Below are 22,327 nucleotides of genomic sequence, written 5' to 3' on the forward strand. Positions count from 1 at the left end.
CAACAGAGGCAGATCCTTGAACTACTACGAGCATCACATCGGCGACTACGACAGCGCGACAGCTCATCTGTCCGTGCTGGAGGACGGCATCTACTCGCGTCTGCTGCGCGTGTACTACCGCACCGAGCGTCCGATCCCTGCGGACCTGAAACAGGTTTGCCGCCTGGTTCGAGCCTCCAGCAAGGCAGAACGTGATGCGGTCAGCGCTGTGCTCGAAGAATTTTTTGTTCTGGCCGACGACGGCTGGCACAACGAAAGGTGTGATTCCGAGATCGCGCGCTACGCCGATGGAGAGCCCGAGCGGGAGATCAAAAAGGCCAACGAGTCAAACCGCTTGAAGCGCCACCGCGAGGAGCGTGCGCGGCTTTTTAAGCTGCTCACTGATGCCGGCCAGCATGCCCCCTGGAACGTCAGCATGAGCGAGTTGCGCGAGCTCGTGAAACGGCATTTGCAGCCGTTACCTGCAACGGCACCTGCAACGCCTGCTACGGCTACCCAGACACCAGACACCAGACACCAGACACCAAAAGAAGAAATAGGGCGCGCTACTGCCAGCACTGTTGGCGCGCGCTCACGTGACGAATCGCCCGACACCACCGGCCACCAGCCCACCCCCGCCGGACTCGCCTGCCGGGCGATGAAGGCCAAGGGCCTGGCCCAGGTCAACCCCGGAGACCCCCGCCTTCTGGCGCTCATCGCCCAGGGCGCAACCGTCGAGGAGTTCGAGGGCATCGCCGAGGAGGCCGTGGCCAAGGGCAAGGGCTTCGCCTGGGTCCTCACGGTCCTGGCCAGCCGACGCGAGGAGGCCGCACAGCTGCGCCTCGCCCCCACCCAGCAGCAGCTTGACGCCCAGGACCCCGAGGCCTGGACCCGCAACTGGACCCAGGTCGAGGACCGGGCCCTGAACCTCGGCATGAACCGCTGGAACGCCGCCGACGCCCTCACGGGCCGCGGCATGACCCGGGGCCAGTACCTCGCCGAGGTCAAGCGCCGCTTGGCCGCAAAGGAGCAAACCGCATGAGCACGAAACGCGATCAGCGCATCGCCGACGAGACCCTGCAGCACGACGCCGCGCTCATGTGCCGTGTCGGTGGCTGCCCGAACCCCTGGTCCGTGGACGGCCCCGCCGGACGCTGCTGCAGCGCCCACGCATGGGCCCAGCCGCACCAGTGGGCCCGCATCACCGACGAGCAGCTCGACGCCCAGGCCCGTCGGGCCATGCGCGCCAGCCAGGAGCAGCCCAAGCCCCGCAAGCGGCCCATGACGATCGACGAAAAGCGCGCCATCGGCCAGAAGCTGCGCCAGGCCATCCGGCAGCAGGGCGGCCGCCAATGGGCCCACAAGCTCCGCGATCGCGAGCAGCGCGGCGAGAAGCTGACCGAGGCCCAGCGGTCCATGTGGCGCGATGCCTTGGGCGTGCACGACGAGCCGGCCCAGGCACCCCTGGTCGAGCCCGCACCGCAGGCCGAGTTCGACGATGGGCCCTACATCGCCGACGTCCAGGACGAGCTGGAGGCAGCGCCATGGTGACCCATGCCATCACCCACGACGTGCCGCCACCGGCAGCCCGCCAAGGCGCCTTCAAGCGCTGGCCCTTCGACCGCATGAGCCCCGGCGACTCCTTCGTCGTCCAGGCCACCGAGATCACCGCCGCTCGCAAAGCCGCGTCGAAGTACGGCGCCTACAACGGCGAGCGCTTCACCACCGAAACCCAGCCAGACGGCACGCTGCGCGTCTGGCGGATCGCGTAAGGAGAAACCCTGTGAACCACCATTCGAAAAACTTCTGTTGCGACGGCAGCTGCAACCAGGGGCGCGAATGCCCCCAGCGCTTGCGCATCAAGCCCACAAGCGCCGAACGCGATGCAGCTAAGGGGGTGGTGGCCACCGCCTACCGCAAAGGCCTACTGGACGTTTTCTTGACGCTCTTCGCCGTTCTGGCCTGCGCCAGCGTGGTGAGCCTGTTCGGGGTGGCACCATGAGCGCCGTCACCTTCGTCGTCCCTGGGCAGCCTCAAGGCAAGGGCCGGGCCAAGATCGTGAAGATCGGCGGCTTCTCGCGCATGGCAACGCCCGCGAAGACCGTCGCGTATGAGGGGCTGGTGGCACACGCGGCGCAGATGGCACTCGCGGGTCGGCCGTTGCTCCAAGGCCCAGTCCATGTGCGCCTGGCCGTCGAGTGCCAAGTGCCAGGCAGCTGGTCGCAGAAGAAGCAGCGCGCAGCCATCAACGGCGAGGTCATGCCCACCACGAAGCCGGACATCGACAACGTCATCAAGGCCGTCTTCGACGGCTGCAACGGCGTGCTGTGGAAGGACGATGTGCAGGTGGTGCAGGTCACCGTGGTGAAGCAGTACAGCGCCACGCCTTGCGTGCGGTTCGCCGCGGTGGAACTGCAGCCGGTGTCGGCTGACCAGCCGCAGCGCGAGCTGCTGGGAGAGCCGGCATGAGAAAGCACTGCCACCGCCGCCCGCGCGAGCTGGTTAACCCGCTAACGCGCATGCAGGTCGCGCCCAAGGCCAAGCGCGACCGCGTGATGCTGACCTTCCACACCGCGCTGGAGGCAATCGCCGCCGGCCAGCACCCGGGCGAGGAAGAGTGGCGCAGTCTGTCCGACGCCATCAACACGCTGGAGACCATGGTGCTGATGGGCAAGCTGCTCGACCACGAGGTCATGCCGCTGGTCGATCAGTCCATCGCCGCCATGGTGGGTGCCGCCAAGCGGTACCGGGCAGGGCAGGGCATGCGCCTGGACGGCCCCGGCCTGATCGCGCTGCGCCAGGTGATCGACGTCTACGACCAGTGCCTGCAGGGCTTCACCGAGGCCGAGATGGCCAAGGCCCAGCAGGAAACCCAGAACCGGCTCAACGCGCTGCTGCGCGCCAAGACGAAGCCGGCCAACCTCGTGATGGTGTGACATGAGCCACGACAACGACCAACGCGGCCAGGCCGCCAGCATGGTGACGCCGGTGAGCCCTGGGCTGCACATCCGCTTCCTGTGCCCCGTGTGCGGCAAGCCTTCCTCGCAGACCGGCTCCAAGCTGCGCCACATCCAGGGGCTGCGCCAGCGCGTGTGTGCGACGTGCCATGAGGAGCTGTCGAAGTGAAGACCGTCACCCTCATCACCAGCCAGCACGTGGACAGCGCCAGCGAGGCCTGGCGCGCCGAGTGCGCGGCCCGGTATGAGGAAGCGCTGCGCGTGGCCCGCATGGCCACCAACCGCGAGCGCCGCGACCACGTCGACAAGGTCCGCGCCTCCCGCGGAGATCTCGCCGCCGACCGCCTGCGCGCGGTGGCCAAGCAACTGATCGAAGGAGCATGAGCATGCGCACCCCGAACGAGCCCACCGACAACTTCAAGCTGCCGCCCGTGGCGCCCAAGCCTGCACCGCAGCCACAGCCCGAGGTCTGGAAGCCCACCGGCACGCCCGGCATCCAGCAGGACCAGAACGGCAGGCTGAGGACGGATCTGCCGGACCCGTACAAAGGAATCACGATCTGACCGGCACCGATCCGGCCGCCGTTGGGAGCACACCATGACCACAACCATCACGCTACCGCTGCACACCCGGAAGAAGCGCGACTGGTTCCGCATCCTGCGTGACCTCAGCGCTGCCGGCGTGTCCATGTCCCTCGTGGCCCGCAAGTGCGGCCTGCACAGCAGCACCGTGCGCATGTGGGCCGAGGGCAGCGAGCCCAAGGAATCCGACGCCCGCACCGTGCTGGCGATCTATGCCCGCGTGTGCCCGGCCAAGTACCGGGAGCACCAGGCCCAGTTCAGCATCCGCGCCGAGATGGAACGGACAGTGGACGAGGGCGAGAACTTTGATCTGCCTTTCGTTGACGACACCGACGAGTGACGACCATGCCCATCAAGAAAGACTTGAGTGTGCTCACCCACCTGCAGCGCCTGTTCGTTGATGAATACCTGATCGACCTAAACGCATCGAAGGCAGCACTTCGGGCCGGCTACAGCGCGAAGACTGCGGGCCGAATTGGCTCATACCTGCTGGAGAAGCCGAAGGTTGCGGCCGCCATTGAGGAGGCCATGAAGGAGCGCGCCAACCGGACCAACATCACAGCCGACCGCATCCTGCAGGAGCTGGCCCGCGTGGCGTTCTTCGACATCCGAAAGCTCTACAACGAGGACGGCTCCATGAAGAAGCCGACCGAGCTGGACGACGAGACCGCGGCCGCACTGGCCGCCGTGGAGACCATCGAGGGGCTGGAGAAAGAGGCCGGCGCCACCACCACCTGGACCCGCAAGATCAAGGCGGTGGACAAGGTCAGCGCCCTGACGCTGGCGATGCGCCATCTCGGCATGCTGCGGGACAAGGTGGAGCACTCCGGACCCGGTGGCCAGCCCCTGCCGGCCATGGCGCCGGTGTTCAACGTGACGCTGTCAACCGACGACGAATGACCCAGAACCCGCCCCGCTTCGACATCAAGTTCACGGCCAAGCAGTCGCGGGCCGTCAAGTCTCCGGCAACGGAGATCCTCTACGGCGGCGCGGCCGGCGGCGGCAAGTCCTACTTCATGCGGGCCCTGGCGATCATCCTGTGTGGGCTGATCCCTGGGCTGAACGTCTACCTGTTCCGGCGTCTGTACGACGACCTGATCAAGAACCACATCGAGGGCACCGGCGGATTCCCGGAGATGCTGTCCGAGCTGGTGCTGTCCGGCCACGTCAAGATCGTGGAGAACGAGGTCAGGTTCTGGAACGGGTCGAAGATCTTCCTCTGCCACTGCCAGTACGAGAAGGACCGCTTCAAGTACCAGGGCGCGGAAATCCACGTGCTGCTGATCGACGAGGCGACCATGTTCACCGAGAAGATCTACCGCTTCCTACGGGGCCGGATGCGGGCGCCAGGCCTGAAGATGCCCAAGTGGGCCATCGACTACTTCAAGGCGCAGTTCGGCGTGGAACTGTCCGAGAAGATCCCCCTCGCGATCCTGGGCAGCAACCCCGGCAACATCGGACACCAGTGGGTGAAGTCGTCGTTCATCGACGGCGTGAAGCCCTACGAGGTTCGCCGGATGCCGGCCAAGGAGGGCGGCATGCTGCGCCAGTTCATCCCCGCCAAGCTGCAGGACAACCGGCACGTTGATGCGGAGGATTACGAGGCAAAGCTGATGGGCCTGGGGTCCGAGGAACTCGTCCGGGCGATGCTCGACGGGGATTGGGACGTGGTGGCCGGCAGTTTCTTCGACATCCTGCGCCGCGACGTGCACGCGCTCCCGCCATTCACGCCGCCCAAGCACTGGACCCGCTTCCGCTCGATGGACTGGGGCTCTGCCAAGCCGTTCTCCGTGGGCTGGTGGTGCGTCGCAGAGGGCGGCGAGTGGGTGAAGTTCAGCGACGGAAAGGAGCGCATGCTGCCGCAGGGCGCCATCGTGCGCTATCGCGAGTGGTATGGCGTGAAGAAGGACGAGCAGGGCAAGGTGATGCCTGACGTGGGCCTGCGGCTGAGCGCTGAGGCGGTGGCGCGCGGCATCATGGAGCGCGAGGCCGGAGAGAAGATCGACGAGAACCTCAGCGTGTGCGACCCGTCCATGTGGAAGGAGGACGGCGGCCCCAGCTTCGTGGAGCGCATGCTCAAGTGCGACCCCAAGCGCCCCGGTCAGTTCGTAGGGCCCAGGTTCCGAGCCGCTGACAACAGCCGCGTGCAGGGCTGGCAGCAGATGTACGACCGCATGAAGTACCAGGAGATGGACCACGGCGAGCCCATGCTGTACGTGGTGGAGACCTGCTACGACTGGTGGCGCACCGTGCCGGCCCTGATGCACGACGAGAAGAACATGGAAGACCTGGACAGCCGGATGGAGGACCACGCCGCCGACGAGACGCGGTATGCCTGCATGGCGCGGCCGGTCAGCCGCGTTCCCAAGCCCAGGAAGCTGGCCGGCGGCCCGAAGCCATTCACCTTGGAGTGGGTCCTCGCGCAGAAGTAGCGCGAAAACCCAACGCGCGCGCGGGCCCAATGGTCCGCATGATCTCCGCAGCCAACGTAGCCCCCGACTTCAGCCAGCGCCGCGACCTGACCGCGTCAGAACTGCGCCGCCTGGATGACCTGTGCGTCGTCTTCGAACACGAGGGGCGCGACAGCGACATGCAGCCCTTCTACGTGTTCACCGTCGGCGGCACGCTTGACGGCCTGCCGGTGGGCAGCGTGCAGGGTGGTTGCACCGTGGGCGGCGACACGATTGTCATCAGTGGCGTGGACAGCGTCGAGGCTGCCACCGAGATTGCGGCGGTGAACCTGGAAGACACGGTCCGCGCTCTGGACGCCGAGGCCGCTGCCTTTCTGCAATCGAAGGCCGCCCTGGAGCGCCTGAACAGCGTCGGCTTCCTGGAAGTCATCAACCAGGCCATCAAGCCCGACAGCGACAAGTCCGACCAGTTCGTCGCCGACATGGAAGCGATCCGACCCCTGCGCGGCGACGGGATCATCCTGGCCGCCGGTGGTGTGGTTGGCCCCGACGAGCCCAAGACCTGAAACGAGCCTCCCCGGGTTTTCAACCACCACGCGAAAGGAAGCGCCATGAAGAAGAAGGGCAAGGGCGGCGGCGGCAAGAAGCGCTGCTGATCAGCCGGCCGGTCAACCCGGCCGTTTTCATGGGGCGGTGCGGCCCCTCGCTTCGCACCCGGCTGGCAGGGCCGTTCTCTGCATAGGAGACCATCATGTCCAACAAGGTACTCACCATCGGCTCTGCAGGCGCTGCGGGCGGCCTGATCACCATCAGCGGCGCCACCAACGCGACGCCCATCGTCATCACGCTTGGCGCTGGCCACGGCCTGAAAAACGGTGACCGCATTGCCATCGCTGGCGTCACCGGCAACACCAACGCCAACGGCGAGTGGACGCTGGCGAGCGTCGGCGCCACCACGGCAACGCTGGTCGGCTCGGTCGGCAACGGCGTCTTCGGTGGAACTCCGCGCGTCGCGACCATCTTCGATGCCACCCCCGGCATGCGCAACCACTCCGCAGCCCTGCACCTGTGGGGCAACGGCGTGGCCACGCTGCTGCTGGAGGCCTTCGAGAGCTACGCTGAGTTCGCGGCCGGCAACAACGCGCAGTTGGGCATCGTCCCCGCGCCGGTGCTGTCGCCTGGTCTGCCGGGCATCACCAACACCTCCGCGTCGGCGGCATCGTCCAGCACGGTGGCCAGCTCGTCCATCGTGGTGGCGGCCACCAACCAGGGCATGGTGATGGAGATGAAGATGCCGCGCTATCTGCGCGCCAGCCTGTCGGCCTACACGTCCGGCACGCTGGGCGTGTCCGTCGAGGCGTAACCGGAGCAACGCATGGCGGGAGAGCAAGTCATGGACGCAAGTCAACCACAGCGGGCCGGTTACGGCGAGAGGGAAGTGTCCGACCAAGACAAGAAGCTCTCGTCCGACTACCAGCGGCGCGTGGAGACCGCGCTCTCCCGCCCCTGCGTGAAGGACACCTTTCACGAGTTCGAGCACAACCGCACGCGGCTGAGAGGCTTTGAGCCCGGCGACGGCACGCAGAAAAAGCGCCTGCGCTCGAACCTCTATTACTCGAACCTGGCTTCCATCCGTCCGCAGATCTACGCCAAGGACCCGGAGTTCAGCGTCGAGCCCACCTCCGGCGTTCCGACCGAGCAGGTACCGCTGGTGCGCAAGTTCGGTGAGACGGCCCAGACCGTGCTCACGCAGATGCTGGTGGTGGACTGCAAGCTCAAGAAGAAGGCCAAGCGCCAGTTGACGAGCGCCTACGCCACGTCAGTGGGCTGGCTGAAGCTGTCCTGGCAGGAAGAGCGGCAGAAAGACCCGCAGATTCAGGCGCGGATGGACGACACACAGGACAACATCGCTCGGCTGCAGCAGCTGCGCGACTGCCTGGAGGACCCGCAGGCCGGATCGGATCAGGACCTGGAGCTGGCCCAGCTACGCGAGACGCTAGCGGGCCTGCAGAGCCAGTCCGAGATCGTCATCTGGCGTGGGCTGGTGCTGGACTTTGTGCTCTCCGAAGACATCCTGGTGCTCGACAGCAGCGTCCGCGAGGTGACTGACTACGAGCGCTCCGAGGCCATCGCCCACCGCGTGTGGATGACCCGCGCGGCCTACGTGAAGGCATTTGGCTACGACCCGAAGAAGGCCAAGACCTATAAGCAGGCCGGCGGCGAAGGCAAGGAGCAGGCGCCGGCCACCATGTCCGGCAACAAGGGCAGCAAGGACGACGACCTGCTGTGCGTCTGGGAGATCTGGGACAAGTCCCAGAATCGCGTGCACACCATCTGCATGGGCGAGGAGGGCTTTTGCCGTCCGTCGTTCTCTCCGGACTGGACGGCCCGACGCTGGTATCCCTTCTACCTGCTGGCCTGGAACGAGGTGGACGGCGGCATGTATCCGCTGGCAGACGTGTCGCTCATCAAGCCCCTTGTCGACGAGTACAACGAGGCCCGGGACGACTTCGTACAGGACCGGCGCGACTCGCGGCCGTTCACGGTGGGCCGCAAGGGCGGCTCACTCACTGACAACGACCTGGCCAACATCCGCAACCGCAAGGGCAACGACCTGATCATGGTCGAGGGCGCCGGCAACAACCCCATCACGAACGACCTAGCGGCCATCACGCTGGGCAGCATCGACCCACGCAACTACGACACCGCGCCGGCTCGCGCCGACATCGAGCAGATCCTGGGCGGCGGCGATGCAAGCCGCGGTTCCGTGCTCCAGGCCAAGACCGCCACCGAAGCCGAGATCCTGAGCCAGGGCCTGCGGGGCCGCAGCGCCGAACGCCAGGACATCCAGGAGGACCTGCTGTCCGATCTGGGCAGCGACTCGCTGCAGATCTGCCTGAGAAAGCTGAGCGAGTCCGAGGTCAAGCGCATCGCCGGGCCTGATGCTCAGTGGCCGCAGCTCAGCGCCGAGGAGATCTTCGACCAGGTGACCGTGCGCGTTCGTGCTGGCTCCACCGGCCGTCCAGATCGCCTGCAAGAGCAGGACCGGTGGACGAAGCTGCAGCCGGTCATCAAGGAAACCGTCATCACGGTGGCAGACCTCTACTCGAAGGGCCAGGTCCAGCTCGGACAGGCCCTGGTGGAGATGCTGCGCGAGACGCTGCGCCGCTTCGACGAGCGGATCGACCTGGACGCGCTGCTGCCCAAGCCGCCGGAGCAGGGCCAGCAGGACCCCACCCTGCTGATGCAGCAGGTGCAGGAACTCCAGATGAAGGTCAAGGACCTGACCGAGCAACTGGAAAAGGCACAGGAAGAGGTGGAGAAGGGCTATGTCACTGCCGCAACCAGCATCGCAACCTCTGCCAACCCCGCGGCCGCCGCCATCGCGTTCGTGCAGTCCCTGCAGGTGGTGCGCTCCGTGGAAAGCTCCGAGAAAACCCCCGAGCCACAGTCCGACGATATGGGTACGCCGATGCCGCCTGAGCAATCGGTGACCGACGACTAAACCAACAGCCCACAGACCGCCATGCTCAAACTTTTCTTCCTCAGAAAGGCCCCCCGGTACCAAAAGCCGGAGGACGGCGACGGATCAAACCTGGGAGGAGGCGTTGGCGTCCTCGAATCCCAGGCGCCGGCTCCAGCGCCTGCTGAGGCAGCGCCCGCTGCGCCGAGCCCGGCGCCCGCGCCAGCTCCTGCTGGTCCTGCTTCCATGCTGGAAGCCATCGAGCGAGGCCTGGGCCAGTCGGCCGCCGCGCCTGCTCCAGCGCCCGGTGCGTCGCCTGCTCCGGCCGGTGCACAGCCCCGCGATGAGCTGGGCCGCTTCACTCACAAGAACGCACAGGGCCAGGCGGTCGATGAGCAGGGTAACCTCGCCCCCGATCAGGCAGCCGCCCTTGCCGCCCAGGAAGCCGCCAAGCAGAAGCCGCCCGGCGCTGAAGATCTGACCCAGATGCCCGAGGGCCTGGGCCAGAAGGCACAGGAGCGGTTCCAGAAGCTCGCGAACACCAACCGCGATCTCACGGCCAAGGTCGAGCAGTACGAGCAGAGCGTCAACGCCATGCGGGAGATCTGGACCGAGAACCAGGTTCAGCCCGAACAGTTCCAGATGGCCATGGGCGTCATCGGCGCCATGAACCGCGGCGACTATGTCGGCGCCATGCAGGCGCTGCAGGAGCAGTTGCAGCAGCTCTCCGTTCTGGCTGGTCAGGCCCCCGGGCAAATCGATCCGTTGGCCGAGTTCCCGGACCTGCGCCAGAAGGTCAACAACTTCCTGATTGCGGAGGAAGACGCACTGCAGATGGCGCGCGCCCGCCGCATGGAGCAGATGGGTCAGCAGCGCATGCAGGCCCAGCAGCAGCAACAGCAACGCCAGCATGAGCAGGACCAGCAGGCGCAGCGGCAGCAGCAGGAGCTGCACACTGCCCTCAAGGCGGTGGACGACTTCACCAAAGAAATGGCGCGCGCCGACCTGGACTATCCGCACATTGAGGCCCAGCTTGAGCCGGTGCTGAAGGACATGCTTCAAAGCGTGCCGCCAGCTCAATGGCTGCAGGTAGTCAAGACGCAGTACCAGCTCATCAAACGGGTGGCGACGCAAAGCCGTGGCGGCGGATCCGCTGCGCCTGCCGCCCAACCGCTCAGGCCCACCGGCACCGTCGCAGGCGCCGCCAAGCCGGGCAACATGTTCGACGCGATGTGGGCCAACCGCTGACCGTCACCGCGCGATAACGCTGGCCCCGCGCACCAGCACCAGGGTGGCACCGCCCCGGCGCAAGCCAAGCGGTGCAGTCAGGCGTGAGCCCAGGTCGCCGAGGGCATGTGGGACGCATTTGCGGGATTCGTCCGCCGCGAGCCGCCGGGCCAGCCCGGTTTCACATGCACATGGAGGACACCATGCCGTTTTCCGCTCAAGACATCCAAGACGCCGGCAAGGCCGGTCTCGACTTCTATCTGGCCAACAACCCCGTCGATCAGGTCGCCGTTGACCGCGTGCTGATGGTGGCGCTGCAGGCCAAGAAGAAGAACGCCCCCGGCGCGAAGCAGTTCATCGTCGAGCAGCTGCGCAAGGGCTACCAATCCAACTTCCAATGGTTCAACGGCTCGCAGGTCGTGACGTACAACCGTCGCGCCACCCTGGAGCAGGCGAACTACGCATGGCGCTCGTGCCACGACGGCTTTGCGCTGGACGAGGACCGGCTGGCCCAGAACGGTATTCAAGTGACCGATGACCGCGGCCCCAGCAACGCCAGCCAGGCCGAAAAGATCCAGCTCACCAACCTGTTCGAAGAGCAGTCGGAAGTGCTGCGCCTGGGCTTCCAGGAGCAGTTCTCCTACGCCCTGCACGTGGACGGCTCTCAGAGCCCGGACGCGATCACCGGCCTGGACGCGCTGGTGTCGCTGACCCCGACCGTGGGCGTGGTGGGCGGCATCGACCGCTCGGTCGCGGCCAACGCCTACTGGCGCAACAACGTGGCCACCGGCCTGACGACCACGACCGGCACCGGCACCATCCTGAACCAGATGGAGGTCACCTACCGGAACTGCCGCCGCAACGGTGGCCGCCCGGATCTGATGATCGCCGGATCCAACTTCATCGACGGCTATCGCAACTTCATGCTGAACAGCTTCGGCCGCGTCGATTACGGCGTCCAGGCCTTCGGCAAGAGCGTGAGCGGCGGCACCGAGGAACTGATGTTCCAAGGCACGGAGATCAAGTGGGCACCGGAGTTCTCGGACCTGGACGCGCGCTTCGCGCCGGCCACGCCCTGGGAAAAGCGGATGTACATGCTCAACACCAACACCATCCGGCTGCGCCCGCTGGAAGGTCACGACATGATCACCCGCAAGCCGCCGCGCGCCTATGACCGTTACGAGTACTACTGGGCCATCACCTGGCGCGGTGGCCTGACCATGAATCGGTCCAACGCCAACGCCGTTCTGGCCCTGGCCTAACGGCACCCCGGCGGCGGCTGCTTCGGCGGTCGCCGCCTCCTGTTTCCAGATCCTGCAGACGGCGGTCGGCAGGGCCTTTTGGCCGGGGAGCTGCGCAGTTGCCTCCCGGTCCTTTTTGACCGCCACATCCACAGCCACAGATGGAGATCCACATGGCCCGCATCCAGAAGACCGCCCCCGCACCTGCTGACCGTGAACTGCCGCGCCGCGTGCTGGTTCGCATTGGTGGCGACATCACGTCCTCGCTGCCCCGCATCGTGTGGCAGCACGAGGTCCCGATCCTGGAAGAGATCTGGGGCGAAGGCAACGTGGTCGAGCTGGATCCGGCGGTGCTGGACGACGGCTACACCGACAAGATCAGCCCGGCCCTGCTGCCGCACAACAAGAAGCAGGATCTGATCCAGCGCCCGTCCGAAGTGGCCGGCATCGGCTTCGTGTTCGTCGGCGATGCCCGCAGCGAATACGACCGCCTGGCAGAGGTCTACGGTCGCCACACGGACCACAACATCCCGTATGTGGAGCATGTCTACGGCCGGTTCCAGGACCGTCGCTTCGAGCGCATGCTGGGCCTGCCCGACTTCAGCGACATGCCCGACGCGCAACTGCGCGAGATCGCCATCGCCCACGGCCACCTGCCGACGGTCAATCAGGACTCCACGAAAGAGGAGCGCCTGGCCCAGGCCGAGGAGCGCCGCAAACTGTTCACGATGAGCCGTGAGCAGCTGCTGGAGCTGGTCACCAACCTGGCCGGCGAGCTGGCCTGAACGGCCGCCGTCTTCATCCACCACCGGAGAGCACCATGCCCCTGTTCCTGATCGAGAAAGACTCCTCCACCAAGATCCCGAAGGACTGCAGCCTGGAGGAGGCCAAGGCCTTCCTGGAGCAGGGCTTCGGCGTGCAGCGCATTGGCGAGAACGGTGAGCTGCTGCCCTTGGACGAAAACCCGTACATCGATCCGTCGTACGAGGAGAAGCTGAAAACCCATCAGGAAGCCGAGCAGGCCGAAGAGGCCGGCAGCGATGATGCCCCGGACGAGGTTCAAGCCGAGCAGGCTCCGGATCCTGCACCGGCCCGCAAGACCGCCAAGAAGGGGAAATAAGCCATGCCGCTGTTTCGCACCCTCGGAGACCTTCGCGCTGAGCTGCTGGCCCGCCTGGGCATGGGCGCCATGGGCGCGTCCGGGGGCGCGAACGGCGCGCTCGTCAACAGCTTCCTGCGCAATGGCCAGGCCCAGCTCTACGCACTGCAGGACTGGAAGCACCTGACTGACTTCTACGACATCACCACCGGCGCCCAGCAGAACACCTACGACTACCCGACCCAGGGCACGTTGCAGGCTTCAGGGTGCTCGCAGTACCAGCGCGTCCTGCGTCTGGAGACGAAGGTCAACAACCAGTTCACGACGCTGCGCGAGGGCATCACCACAGAGATGTGGAACACGATGGACACGCTCAGCCAGCCGCAGCGATATGACCGCCTGGCGCAAATCCTGGTCTATCCCAAGGCGGATGCCGCCTACACGCTGCGCGTCTGGTTCGTGGCCGACCTTGGGCGCTTCACAGAGGACAACGACCGAGCGACCATCGATGACGAGATGATCCTGCTGCACGCGATCACGAACGCCAAGGCGCACTACCGCCACCCGGATGCGCAGATCTACCAGGGCCAGCTCAACACGCTGCTGGCCAAGATTCGCGGCCAGTCCATCGGCAGCAATGGCGTGTTCCGGCGCGATGACGGACGGACGATGGAGCCCAAGCCCGCAGTAGTTGGGCGCGACGTTCCGTAAAGCTGCGCGAATTCTCCCCGGCCGCCCGCGCACGATGCGGGCATGCCAAGCGTCACCTTCAACGACTTCTCCGGCGGCCTCGATCTGCGGCTGCCGATCAACGTCCAAGACGCGTCGCGCCTGTGGGTGCTGCGCAATGCCTATGTGACGCTCGGTCGGCGCCTGAAGAAGCGCCCTTGCCTGAAGCGCCTGGCGGACTACACGCTGACGGGCTCCTATGGCCTGGAGAACGTCAACGGGCAGTTGGCAGTCTTTGTCCCGCGTGGTTCTCCAATCACGCTTCCAACGGCGATGGCCACGATTCAAAGTGGGACCTCGTTTAAGCCGCTGGTGACGCAGTACCAACTCGACATACCGTCCATTGCCGACGCGTCTGCCAACCTCATTGGCATCAACTACGCAGACATTTTCCAGGGGTATCCGTATGTCGTGGCGAAGTACCTGGTTCAGTACTCGCCATCTATGCCCAACCCAACACAGTTGGCCTACTACCACCACTATGTTGACACCAACCCCAGCACCCTGATTGCGGACGTCAACTGCCCGCGCACGCCATCGGCGACCAAGGCAGCCTCCCGCATCTTCGCAATCAATGGCGAGACGGTACGCTATTGCGCCGCCGGTGCTGCTCGCAATTGGACGACGGCCAGCGATGCCGGATTCCTGCCGGTGGCGCTGCAGCAAGACACGAAAGAGCCGTGCACCGCGGTGGGCACTTTCCAGGACTCGCTCGTGGTGTTCTTCCCGGAGGGTGCTCAGATCTGGGATGTGGCCGTGGACCCCAGCGCCAACCAGATCCGCAAGCGCATCTATGGTGTCGGGACCAACTATCCGATGACATTGGCGTCATGGGCCCTGGACCTTGGCTTCCTGAGCCAGTTCGGTTTTCGCTCCATGACCGTGGCCGCGAACACCGATCGCATTGACGACACGGATCTGGGCGTTCCCATCGATGCACCGGTGGTCGATGACATCGCCACATCCAATGCGCTGAGTTTCGTCTCTCGCATCGAACCGTTCGGCGCCTGGATTCCTCAGCTCGGCCAGTACTGGTGCGTGTTCGACAATGGCGTCACGTCCAAAGTGTGGGCCTACAGCTTCAGTAAGTCGGCCAAGATCGGCTGCTGGTCGGAATACACGCTTCCGGTGCGCGCCACCGCGCTGGCATCCCTCGGCGGCAAGGTGTATCTGCGCACCGCCAGCGCGCTCTACGAGATTGACGCCGGCACCTTCACGGACGACGGAACGCCTGTCCCGGTCGAAGTGCAGATGGCATTCCAAGATGCCAAGTCGCCGGGTGTGAGCAAGCAATTCACCGGGGCCGATTACGTCATGGTGGGCGGCGCCGACGTGTCGTTCAAGTACGACCCGCGCGATCTGGGCAAGGAGAGCATCCCCCAGAACATCTCCGGCGACACGCGGCCCGGAGACGTGATCCCCGTCGAGATCCAGGCGACCGCCCTGGCGCCCGTTTTCCGCCACCAGGCGGACGAGGACTTCGAGCTGACGCAGGCCACCTTCTATTTCCAGGTGCTGGGCGCGATCCGATGACGCTGACCGAGTTGACCCTGGCGGACGCGATCAGCGTGGTCGGCCGAATGCGTGATCGGGACCGCGAATGCGTCCGCGAGCTGGTTGGCGAGATCTCGGACGACGACTTCGCGATTGACCGGTACCGCAGCTATGGCCCCGCCTGGGCGCTCCGTGATGAAGCCGGTATGCCATGGGCAATTGGCGGCCTGACGCTGGTCAGCGGCTGGACTGGCGTGCTGTGGCTGGTGGTGGCCGACGGTCTGCCGCTGCAATCGTGGCGAAAACTCGTGCGCCACACGCGAACAATCCTCGTGAACGCCATGGACCCGCTCAATGAGCACGGCCGGCGCCGCGTCGAGGCGCATGTGCTGGCGTCGTGGCCACAGGCGCAGGCGCTGGTGGCGCAGGTGGGCATGGAGCACGAGGGAACACGTCGCGCCGCCGGCAGCACCGGTGCCGACATCCAGATTTGGGCCAAGGTCCGAGAGCAACAGGAGAACTGAAATGCCGACTCAAGGTGTGGGCCCAGGTGGGCAGTGGGTGACGTATCCGGATCAGCCGTCAGGACCGCTCGCCAACTCTGGCGGAGGAGCCAAAAGCGAAGCCATCAATACGCCCATCTGGGTGTACGGCCACAGCTTCACTACTGACCCAGGTTCCTGGTGCACGGCCGGCAACGAGTTCTTCAAGCTCGCGGCAAAAGCGCTGGGGGCGTCCGGATCGACGAGCTACGGTGTTGCTAGTGGCAGGGCGGTAGACACCGCACAGGATGTCGTTGGACAAGCTGTGCGCACCGCCAAAACGGGCTCCACATGGGTTGGGACTCGCCGCGGGCTGGTCATTGTGGATACGCAGGCGAACGACAGCTACAACCCTGCCGATTTCAACGCCAACACTCCCACAGTCCCGCTTACCGCGGTGAACCGGGCAAATTTCCGCGATTGCATGCGGACGATCTTTGCAGTGCTTTCGAGTGCATCTCGTGTTGATTCATCTGCCTTCACGGGCCAGACAGGAACTTGGGTTTCTGGCGCTGGCGCTCAATATTCAAATGCGGAACTGCAGCGCACGGCTGTCCAGGGAAGCACCTCCACCTATGCAGTGACGGTTCCATCAGCCGGATATGTGTGGCTGCTCACCTATGTCGTTGTTGCTGATGCCGGGCAGGGGCAATTCACGGTCACTGAGGGCGGAACCACCTACCTGACTTACAACGCATCCGACTACCCGTGCGCGTCGATCTTCAGCCGGCGAGGCAGTGGCGGTGCACAGACGGTATTCCCTGTGATGCTGAAAATCGTGGCGAGCCCAGGCGTGCACAACTTCACCATCACAAAAACTGACGCCACGGCGACGAACATCTACATTGATGCCTTCTTCGTCCCACATGATCGGCCTGTTCCGATCATCACCTTCCTTGACCAGTTGCCCATCTACGATGCTGGTGGAGCTGGCATGAATGGTCCTGTGAACTATCCGCTTACGGTGGCCAACAAGGCTGCGCTCGACGTTGACGTACGCACGGTGGCCTCTGAATTTTCCAACGTGATTGTTCTGGCTGATCCTGATGTCGCTGAGAACCGCTCTTTGGGCGACAAGTTCCACCCAGGCGATTTCGGCATGGCATCTCGTAGCGATGCCATCATCACGGCGGTCAACTCTCTCACGGCCGCTCAGCAGCAGGGTCTATACGCAACCCCCTGAGCAATCTGAGCGAAACCACCAGGCCGCCACCGTCAGACTGGCGGCAATTGGACAACGGAGGCCACTATGGGCGGCGGCGGTGGAGACGGCGGGTATCGGGAAGAGCAGCAGCGGATCGAGCGGCAGAAGCAGGCCGCGCGAGACCAGCTCAACGCGATCTTCGGGGTGGCTCCGAGTGCGTCGTCTTCGACGGGATCGTCCGGCGGAATGCTGGAATCGGTAGACGGGGAGATCCGTCTGCCTGGATCGTCAACGACTGACCCGACTCTGGCCAGCAAAGCGGCCACGAACAAGACGGCGCGCGATGCTCTTTACAACGACATCCGCACCAATGCCTACAACGCCGGCAAGCGGACCTTCGACGAGCGAAAGACGGATGCCGCGCGCAACAACAAGTTCGCGCTCTTCGCTCAGGGCCTGGCCGGTGGCTCGGAGGATGTCGATCAGAACGCGCTGCTTGAGCGGACCTATAACCAGGGCCTGCTGGACCTCGGCGCCAAGGCTGACGCCGCCAAGGCCGACTTCCAGAGCAACGACGAGCAGACGCGCCTGGGTTTGCTGCAGTCCATCGACGCCGGCATGGACCAGAACAGCGCCCTGTCGTCTGCGCTGGCCCAGCTCCAGAACAACAACAGCAAGGCGGCGGCCGAAGCGGCCGGCACCACGCTGGGCGACACGTTCGCAGACGCGGGCCTGCTTTACACCAAGTCCAACGCAGCCCGGGGCAGGGCGGCCGCATCCGCTTACGACCCCTTCAGCGTCTATTCGCAGGGCCTGCGCAAGCAGGCAGGCTCTACCGGCATCATCAGCAACACCGGAGTTTGATATGGCAGCTGGAATCCCTCTCGGTGCTGCGGCCCTGCTGGGCGGTGGCGCGGCCCTGAACATCCTCGGCCAGCGAAGCGCCCAGCGGCAGCAACGCAGCATCCTCAACCAGGCGATGGAGCGCAACAACGAGGCGCAGCAGAAGGCCACCTCGCAGGTGCTGGACGAGGGCGCCAACTACGGCGGTGAGAAGCGTCTGGACGCGATCAGCGCGCAGCAGGACGCCACCTACAACCAGTCCCTCAACGACATCGGCATGGGGCAGGGCGGCAACGCCGGAGTGACCATCGACACCGCTGGAACTGATGGCGCCGTGAGCGGCGACTTCCTCAAGGCCAAGGCAGACAAGGCGATCAGCGAGGGCAATCGCATCACGCAGGTTGCGCGCGAGCTGGCGAAGGTTCGGGCGCCTGGCCAGCAATCCCTGCAGGACAGCATGCGCCGCGCAAACCTCAGCGGCAACCTGGCCAGCAACGCCTCCAGCAACCAGGCCATGGCGCGGGCTGCGCAACTGGACGCGCAGAGCGTGCAGACCCCCTGGTATGGGCAGCTCGGAAAGCTCGCCAGCACGCTGGGCACGATCTACGCAGCGGGCGCACTTGGCGGCGCCGGTGCAGGCGCTGGTGGCGGGATCGTCAACGGCAGCGCCGTCAACACCGCGGTGCCTGGCATCGGCTTCGCATAAGGGGATCTCAACATGCCACGCACCAGCTTTGCCGGTACCGCATTCGGCGCTGCGAACCAGGGCCTGGGCCGGCTCGCGTCTTCGCTGCTTGGCGGCGATCAGGCCTACCAGCAGGGCTACGACCAGGAGCTGGGGCTACAGAGCAACATCGCCAAGTCGCTGGCTCAGATCGGGGCCGCCAATGCCATGGCGCGCGAGAACAACGCCAAGGCTGACCAGCAGGCCGCAGAAACCGCGCTGCTCAAGGGGCGCCCGGACCAGTACGAATCGCTCGTGGCCAGCGCGGCGGGCGCTGATCTGCCGACCGTACAGGCTGTGCGCAAGGCCATCCAGACCGGGCAGCCTGCTCAGATTGATGGCGTCGGCCCCATGCCGGACGGCAGCGCCCTGCAGGTGGGCGTTGAGCCTGCTGTGTCGGGCCGCATCGCCCAGCAGCTCCAGCGCTTGGCGCCGGTCTTGCTCAACAGCAAGGACTTCAAGATCGACGACTGGGCCAACGCGCAGGGCCAGTACCGCAACATGGACCTGGGCGACCAAGTGCTCAACGGGCAGCGTAGTGCCAGCGATGTCGGTCGCGCTCAGGCCGCTGTGGCTGCAAAGCCGCTCTACAACTCGGACGCCTCGGGCGCCGTGCTGGACCTGTTCGGCGGCGGTTTGGACACCTCCAACCCGATGGCCCAGGCGGCAATCGCGCTGCGTGGGGCCCAAGCTGGCGCTCAGCGCGCCAATGCTGTCCAGTCCTACGCCTCCGCGGAGAACTCCCGCGCCAACGCCGAGAAGCTGCGCACCGAGATGCGCGACGGTCTCAACCGGGCCGGTGCGAAAGCTCCGACCGGATACCGCTGGATGGCTGACGGCTCCGGCCTGGAGCCCATTCCAGGCGGGCCCGCTGACCCGAACACCAAGGGCGCCAAGCAGACCAAGCCGCCCACCGAGGGCCAGGCCAAGGCATTGCTGTTCGGGTCTCGCATGCAGATCGCGGACGACATCATCAACGAGCTGGCATCCCAGGGCGTCAACGAGAACAGCCGGACGAAGCGGGCGCTGGAGTCTGTGCCGGTGGTTGGCGGGGCGCTTGGGACGCTCGCGAACTTCAGCCAAACGCCTCAGCAGCAACAGGTTGAGCAGGCTCAGCGGGATTTCATCAACGCGGTGCTGCGGCGCGAGTCTGGCGCTGCCATTGCAGAGAGCGAGTTCGCGAACGCCAAGCGGCAGTACTTCCCACAGCCCGGCGACACGCCGCAGGTGCTGCGCCAGAAGGCGGCCAACCGCCGCGCAGCAATCCAGGGCTTCAAGGCCGAGATCGGCGACTCACTCAGCCCGGACTTCGAACGCATCGTCGGCGAGGCAAAAGCCGGACGCATGCCACCCGATGCCGTGCCGGTAAACACAGGCAGCACCTCCGGAGGCTGGGGAGACGCCGCACCGGCCGACGCCAGCGGCTGGTCTATCAAGAGGATCAATTGACATGGCCAAGTACCAGATCACCGGCCCGGACGGCGGCTCCTACGAGATCAACGCCCCGGACGACGCCACCCCTGAGCAGGTCCGCAGCTTCGTAATCAGCAACTTCTCCGGCCAGCAAAAGCCCGCCGGGCCGAAAGGCAATGCCTCGGACGGCGGCGTGCTCGGCGGCATCGTGCGCGGCCTGCGCGACCCAATCGACGGCGGTGCGCAGATCCTGCGCCGGCTGGTGCCGGACTCGGTGGGCCAGGCGGTGGACCGTTTCGGGAACGCGCTCGCCGACATGGGCCTGCCGGTGGCGCGCTCTGAAGGCGTCGGCGGCGTTGACAAGATCGTCAAGGACACCAACGCCCAGTACGAAGCCGACCGCGCTGCCGCCGGCCGCGCTGGCTTCGACGTGGCACGCCTGACGGGCAACGTCATCAATCCCGTCAATCGCGTGCTGCCAGGCGTTGGGAACGCCAACGGCCTGCGGGCACTGGCAGTTGGCGGCATGAAGGCCGGCGCGGCCAACGGCCTGCTGCAGCCGGTGACCGAGGACACGGACAACTTCTGGGAATCCAAGGCCAAGCAGGTGGCAGCAGGCGCGCTCGCCGGAGGGCTGGTAACTCCCGTCTTGGCGAAGGGCATCCAGGTCGCAACGAATGTGGGTGGCAAGGCCATCAATGCGGTCATGCCCAGCGCTCCCATGGCCCTGACGCCTGCCCAGATGGAGATCTCAATCAACCGGGTCTTGGAATCGCAGGGAATGAACGCCCGCGAGGTGCCGCAGCAGATCCAGGACTCCGTGCGCCGTCAACTGGCCGAAGCAGTGTCCACCGGACGTCGTGTGGACCCAGCGGCTGCAATCCGCATCGCCGAGGCCGAGGCGGTGGGCCTGACCGGGGATGCCGCGCTGACGGCAGGCCAAGCCGCCCGCAGCCCGATGCAGTACGCCAGAGAGCGCAACCTGTCTGGCATTGAAATCCAGACGCCCACGGGGCCCAGCAACATGCTGGCCGACCGGTTCCAGGCTCAGGCAAACGCGCTGCAGGGCGTCTTCGACCAAGCGGGCGCCACCCGCGCGGTCAACCCCAACAGCGCCGGCATCCCCATCATGGACGCCCTGCGGGCCGCCGATGCGCCGGTGCGGGCAGGCGTGGACGACCTCTACAACACCGCCCGGGCGATGACCGGAGGCCGCGCCGCCGAGTTGGACAGTGCCGCCTTCAGCCAAACTGCGAATCGGGCGCTCGACGAAGGCATGTGGGGCCACTCGCTGCCGGCGGACGTGCGAAACGTCCTCAACGACATCACCAGCGGCAAGACGCCGCTCAATGTCGGGAACTCGGTCCAGATCGACAGTTTCCTGTCGGCCGCTCAGCGCCGTGCAGCGCGTGCTGGCGATGATGCTGCGGCAGCGGCCATCGGCATCGTGCGCACCTCACTGAACAACGCTCCTCTTGCGGCAGAGCAGGCAGCCACCCGCGCCCCCGGTGTGGCAGAGGCCGCGCGTGCGGCCGGCGTGGTGGACAACGGGATCACGGATGTCCCGTTCCGGGACGTGATGCCAACCGGGCTTCCCGGCCAGCGGGCGCTGCCGGCCGCTCCCGGTCGCCAGCTTGCCACCGAGGCAGATTTCCAGATGCCGCAGCCGGCTCAGCCTGGGACAGCTGTGGGGCCTGTTGCCCAGCAGGCTGCGCCACGCATGAGTGAGGGTGAGGCTGCGCGGGCAGCCTTCGAGCAGGCCCGGCGCGCCGCACGCGATCGGTTCGCCACCATTGAGAGTACGCCAGCGCTGCGCGCAGCGCTTGAAGGTGAGGCTCCAGACCGATTCGTTCAGCGCTACATCATCGGCGCCGACGCCCGTGATCTGGCAGCCATGCGCAGGGTTCTGGAGAACAGCCCGGAAGCGCTGGATCAGGCCCGGGCCCAGATCGCCAATCACCTCAAGCGCGCCGCATTCGGCGACAACCTGTCGGGGGACGGCAACTTCGCTGCGGCGCGCTTCGCGGCCACGCTGCGCAGCATCGGGCCTGAGCGCCTTCGGGTTTTCTTCAGCCCCGAGGAGATCATGCGCTTCAACCTGGCCGGCAAGGTGGCTTCGGACATCAACAGCATTCCTGCGGGCGCGAAGAACGCGGTGAACACGAGCGGCACGGCTGCTGGCGTGTTCAACCTGTTGCAGAAAATCGGGGACGCGCCACTGCTGCGGAACATCCCTGGGGTGCGTGGCTTGGCCAACCAGGCCGGGGAGATCGCGAACGAGCGCGCAATCCAGCAGGCCGCACGGGCCCAGCCCTCAGCGGCGGTGCAGACGCCTACCGAGCTGACGCCCGAACAGGTACGCGCGATTCAGATGTTCCTGACGCCGGCTGCGCAGGGCGCCGGGGCGACGGCGGGCAATGGCTTCTAAGACGGCATCAACCAGGGCCCAGAAGATGGGCCCAAGCGCCGCTGCCAGCGCG

General features: G+C 65.8%; 27 protein-coding genes. All 27 read left to right on the top strand.

From position 1 onward, the window contains the following. Positions 1–16 precede the first annotated feature (16 nt). The 27 genes from DES44_RS10645 to DES44_RS10760 all read left to right on the top strand — a co-directional run bounded on the left by DES44_RS10645 (position 17) and on the right by DES44_RS10760 (position 22,275). Positions 17–1,021 (top strand): YdaU family protein, encoded by a 1,005-nt coding sequence (locus tag DES44_RS10645; protein WP_058934919.1) that lies wholly within the window; start codon positions 17–19, stop codon positions 1,019–1,021. Further along, the gene (locus DES44_RS10650) at positions 1,018–1,530 is read left to right on the top strand and encodes a hypothetical protein (protein ID WP_058934920.1); all 513 of its coding nucleotides are present in this window, start codon (positions 1,018–1,020) and stop codon (positions 1,528–1,530) included. The genes DES44_RS10645 and DES44_RS10650 overlap by 4 nt, the downstream gene beginning before the upstream one ends. Further along, positions 1,524–1,751, top strand: coding sequence for a hypothetical protein (locus DES44_RS10655; protein ID WP_058934921.1), 228 nt, complete (start codon positions 1,524–1,526; stop codon positions 1,749–1,751). The genes DES44_RS10650 and DES44_RS10655 overlap by 7 nt, the downstream gene beginning before the upstream one ends. An 11-nt stretch (positions 1,752–1,762) precedes the next feature. After that, positions 1,763–1,981: a hypothetical protein gene (locus DES44_RS24645; RefSeq protein WP_058934922.1), complete on the top strand. Its 219-nt coding sequence runs from the start codon at positions 1,763–1,765 to the stop codon at positions 1,979–1,981. Next, positions 1,978–2,448 carry a RusA family crossover junction endodeoxyribonuclease gene (locus DES44_RS10660; RefSeq protein WP_058934923.1) on the top strand — a complete coding sequence of 157 codons (471 nt, stop codon included), beginning with the start codon at positions 1,978–1,980 and terminating at the stop codon, positions 2,446–2,448. Before DES44_RS24645 ends, DES44_RS10660 begins: the two co-directional genes overlap by 4 nt. A 50-nt stretch (positions 2,449–2,498) precedes the next feature. After that, positions 2,499–2,915 (top strand): hypothetical protein, encoded by a 417-nt coding sequence (locus tag DES44_RS10665; RefSeq protein ID WP_058934924.1) that lies wholly within the window; start codon positions 2,499–2,501, stop codon positions 2,913–2,915. A gap of 1 nt (position 2,916) precedes the next feature. After that, positions 2,917–3,105 (top strand): hypothetical protein, encoded by a 189-nt coding sequence (locus tag DES44_RS10670; protein ID WP_058934925.1) that lies wholly within the window; start codon positions 2,917–2,919, stop codon positions 3,103–3,105. Continuing rightward, complete coding sequence (locus DES44_RS10675) at positions 3,102–3,320, top strand: DUF7696 family protein (protein WP_058934926.1); 219 nt, start codon at positions 3,102–3,104, stop codon at positions 3,318–3,320. The genes DES44_RS10670 and DES44_RS10675 overlap by 4 nt, the downstream gene beginning before the upstream one ends. 2 nt (positions 3,321–3,322) lie before the next feature. Then, positions 3,323–3,499 (top strand): hypothetical protein, encoded by a 177-nt coding sequence (locus DES44_RS25035; RefSeq protein ID WP_157592950.1) that lies wholly within the window; start codon positions 3,323–3,325, stop codon positions 3,497–3,499. Positions 3,500–3,533: 34 nt separating this feature from the next. Beyond that, positions 3,534–3,857 (top strand): hypothetical protein, encoded by a 324-nt coding sequence (locus tag DES44_RS10680; protein ID WP_058934927.1) that lies wholly within the window; start codon positions 3,534–3,536, stop codon positions 3,855–3,857. Between the two features lie 5 nt (positions 3,858–3,862). Then, positions 3,863–4,417 (top strand): terminase small subunit, encoded by a 555-nt coding sequence (locus tag DES44_RS10685; RefSeq protein ID WP_083526032.1) that lies wholly within the window; start codon positions 3,863–3,865, stop codon positions 4,415–4,417. After that, a complete protein-coding gene (locus DES44_RS10690; protein ID WP_058934929.1) occupies positions 4,414–5,949 on the top strand; it encodes a terminase large subunit domain-containing protein in 1,536 nt (511 codons plus the stop codon). Before DES44_RS10685 ends, DES44_RS10690 begins: the two co-directional genes overlap by 4 nt. Before the next feature lie 38 nt (positions 5,950–5,987). Beyond that, entirely contained in the window at positions 5,988–6,494 is a 507-nt protein-coding gene (locus DES44_RS10695; protein WP_147307048.1) for a hypothetical protein, read from the top strand. A gap of 185 nt (positions 6,495–6,679) precedes the next feature. Continuing rightward, positions 6,680–7,291, top strand: a complete 612-nt coding sequence (locus tag DES44_RS10700; RefSeq protein ID WP_058934931.1) for a hypothetical protein — start codon at positions 6,680–6,682, stop codon at positions 7,289–7,291. Positions 7,292–7,321: 30 nt separating this feature from the next. Further along, positions 7,322–9,433 carry a hypothetical protein gene (locus tag DES44_RS10705; protein WP_116001498.1) on the top strand — a complete coding sequence of 704 codons (2,112 nt, stop codon included), beginning with the start codon at positions 7,322–7,324 and terminating at the stop codon, positions 9,431–9,433. A gap of 204 nt (positions 9,434–9,637) precedes the next feature. Continuing rightward, positions 9,638–10,639 (top strand): hypothetical protein, encoded by a 1,002-nt coding sequence (locus tag DES44_RS25285; RefSeq protein ID WP_058934933.1) that lies wholly within the window; start codon positions 9,638–9,640, stop codon positions 10,637–10,639. A 182-nt stretch (positions 10,640–10,821) separates the two neighbouring features. Beyond that, positions 10,822–11,880 carry a phage major capsid protein gene (locus DES44_RS10715; RefSeq protein WP_170156649.1) on the top strand — a complete coding sequence of 353 codons (1,059 nt, stop codon included), beginning with the start codon at positions 10,822–10,824 and terminating at the stop codon, positions 11,878–11,880. Positions 11,881–12,032: 152 nt separating this feature from the next. Next, on the top strand, positions 12,033–12,644 hold the full coding sequence (locus tag DES44_RS25045; RefSeq protein WP_157592951.1) for a hypothetical protein: 612 nt from the start codon (positions 12,033–12,035) through the stop codon (positions 12,642–12,644). 35 nt (positions 12,645–12,679) lie between these two features. After that, positions 12,680–12,979, top strand: coding sequence for a hypothetical protein (locus DES44_RS10720; RefSeq protein WP_058934936.1), 300 nt, complete (start codon positions 12,680–12,682; stop codon positions 12,977–12,979). Between the two features lie 3 nt (positions 12,980–12,982). Continuing rightward, positions 12,983–13,669: a phage adaptor protein gene (locus DES44_RS10725; protein WP_058934937.1), complete on the top strand. Its 687-nt coding sequence runs from the start codon at positions 12,983–12,985 to the stop codon at positions 13,667–13,669. 42 nt (positions 13,670–13,711) lie between these two features. Further along, a complete protein-coding gene (locus DES44_RS10730; RefSeq protein ID WP_058934938.1) occupies positions 13,712–15,220 on the top strand; it encodes a hypothetical protein in 1,509 nt (502 codons plus the stop codon). Next, positions 15,217–15,705 (top strand): hypothetical protein, encoded by a 489-nt coding sequence (locus DES44_RS10735; RefSeq protein WP_058934939.1) that lies wholly within the window; start codon positions 15,217–15,219, stop codon positions 15,703–15,705. The genes DES44_RS10730 and DES44_RS10735 overlap by 4 nt, the downstream gene beginning before the upstream one ends. A 1-nt stretch (position 15,706) precedes the next feature. Further along, positions 15,707–16,906, top strand: coding sequence for a hypothetical protein (locus tag DES44_RS24650; RefSeq protein WP_157592952.1), 1,200 nt, complete (start codon positions 15,707–15,709; stop codon positions 16,904–16,906). A gap of 66 nt (positions 16,907–16,972) precedes the next feature. Beyond that, positions 16,973–17,731 carry a hypothetical protein gene (locus DES44_RS10745; protein ID WP_058934941.1) on the top strand — a complete coding sequence of 253 codons (759 nt, stop codon included), beginning with the start codon at positions 16,973–16,975 and terminating at the stop codon, positions 17,729–17,731. Between the two features lies 1 nt (position 17,732). Further along, entirely contained in the window at positions 17,733–18,416 is a 684-nt protein-coding gene (locus DES44_RS10750) for a hypothetical protein (protein ID WP_058934942.1), read from the top strand. Positions 18,417–18,428: 12 nt separating this feature from the next. After that, positions 18,429–19,883 (top strand): hypothetical protein, encoded by a 1,455-nt coding sequence (locus DES44_RS10755; protein WP_058934943.1) that lies wholly within the window; start codon positions 18,429–18,431, stop codon positions 19,881–19,883. A gap of 1 nt (position 19,884) precedes the next feature. Beyond that, positions 19,885–22,275: a hypothetical protein gene (locus tag DES44_RS10760; protein ID WP_058934944.1), complete on the top strand. Its 2,391-nt coding sequence runs from the start codon at positions 19,885–19,887 to the stop codon at positions 22,273–22,275. Positions 22,276–22,327: the final 52 nt, after the last annotated feature.

Source organism: Roseateles depolymerans, from assembly GCF_003387155.1.
Taxonomy (GTDB): Bacteria; Pseudomonadota; Gammaproteobacteria; order Burkholderiales; family Burkholderiaceae_C; genus Roseateles; species Roseateles depolymerans.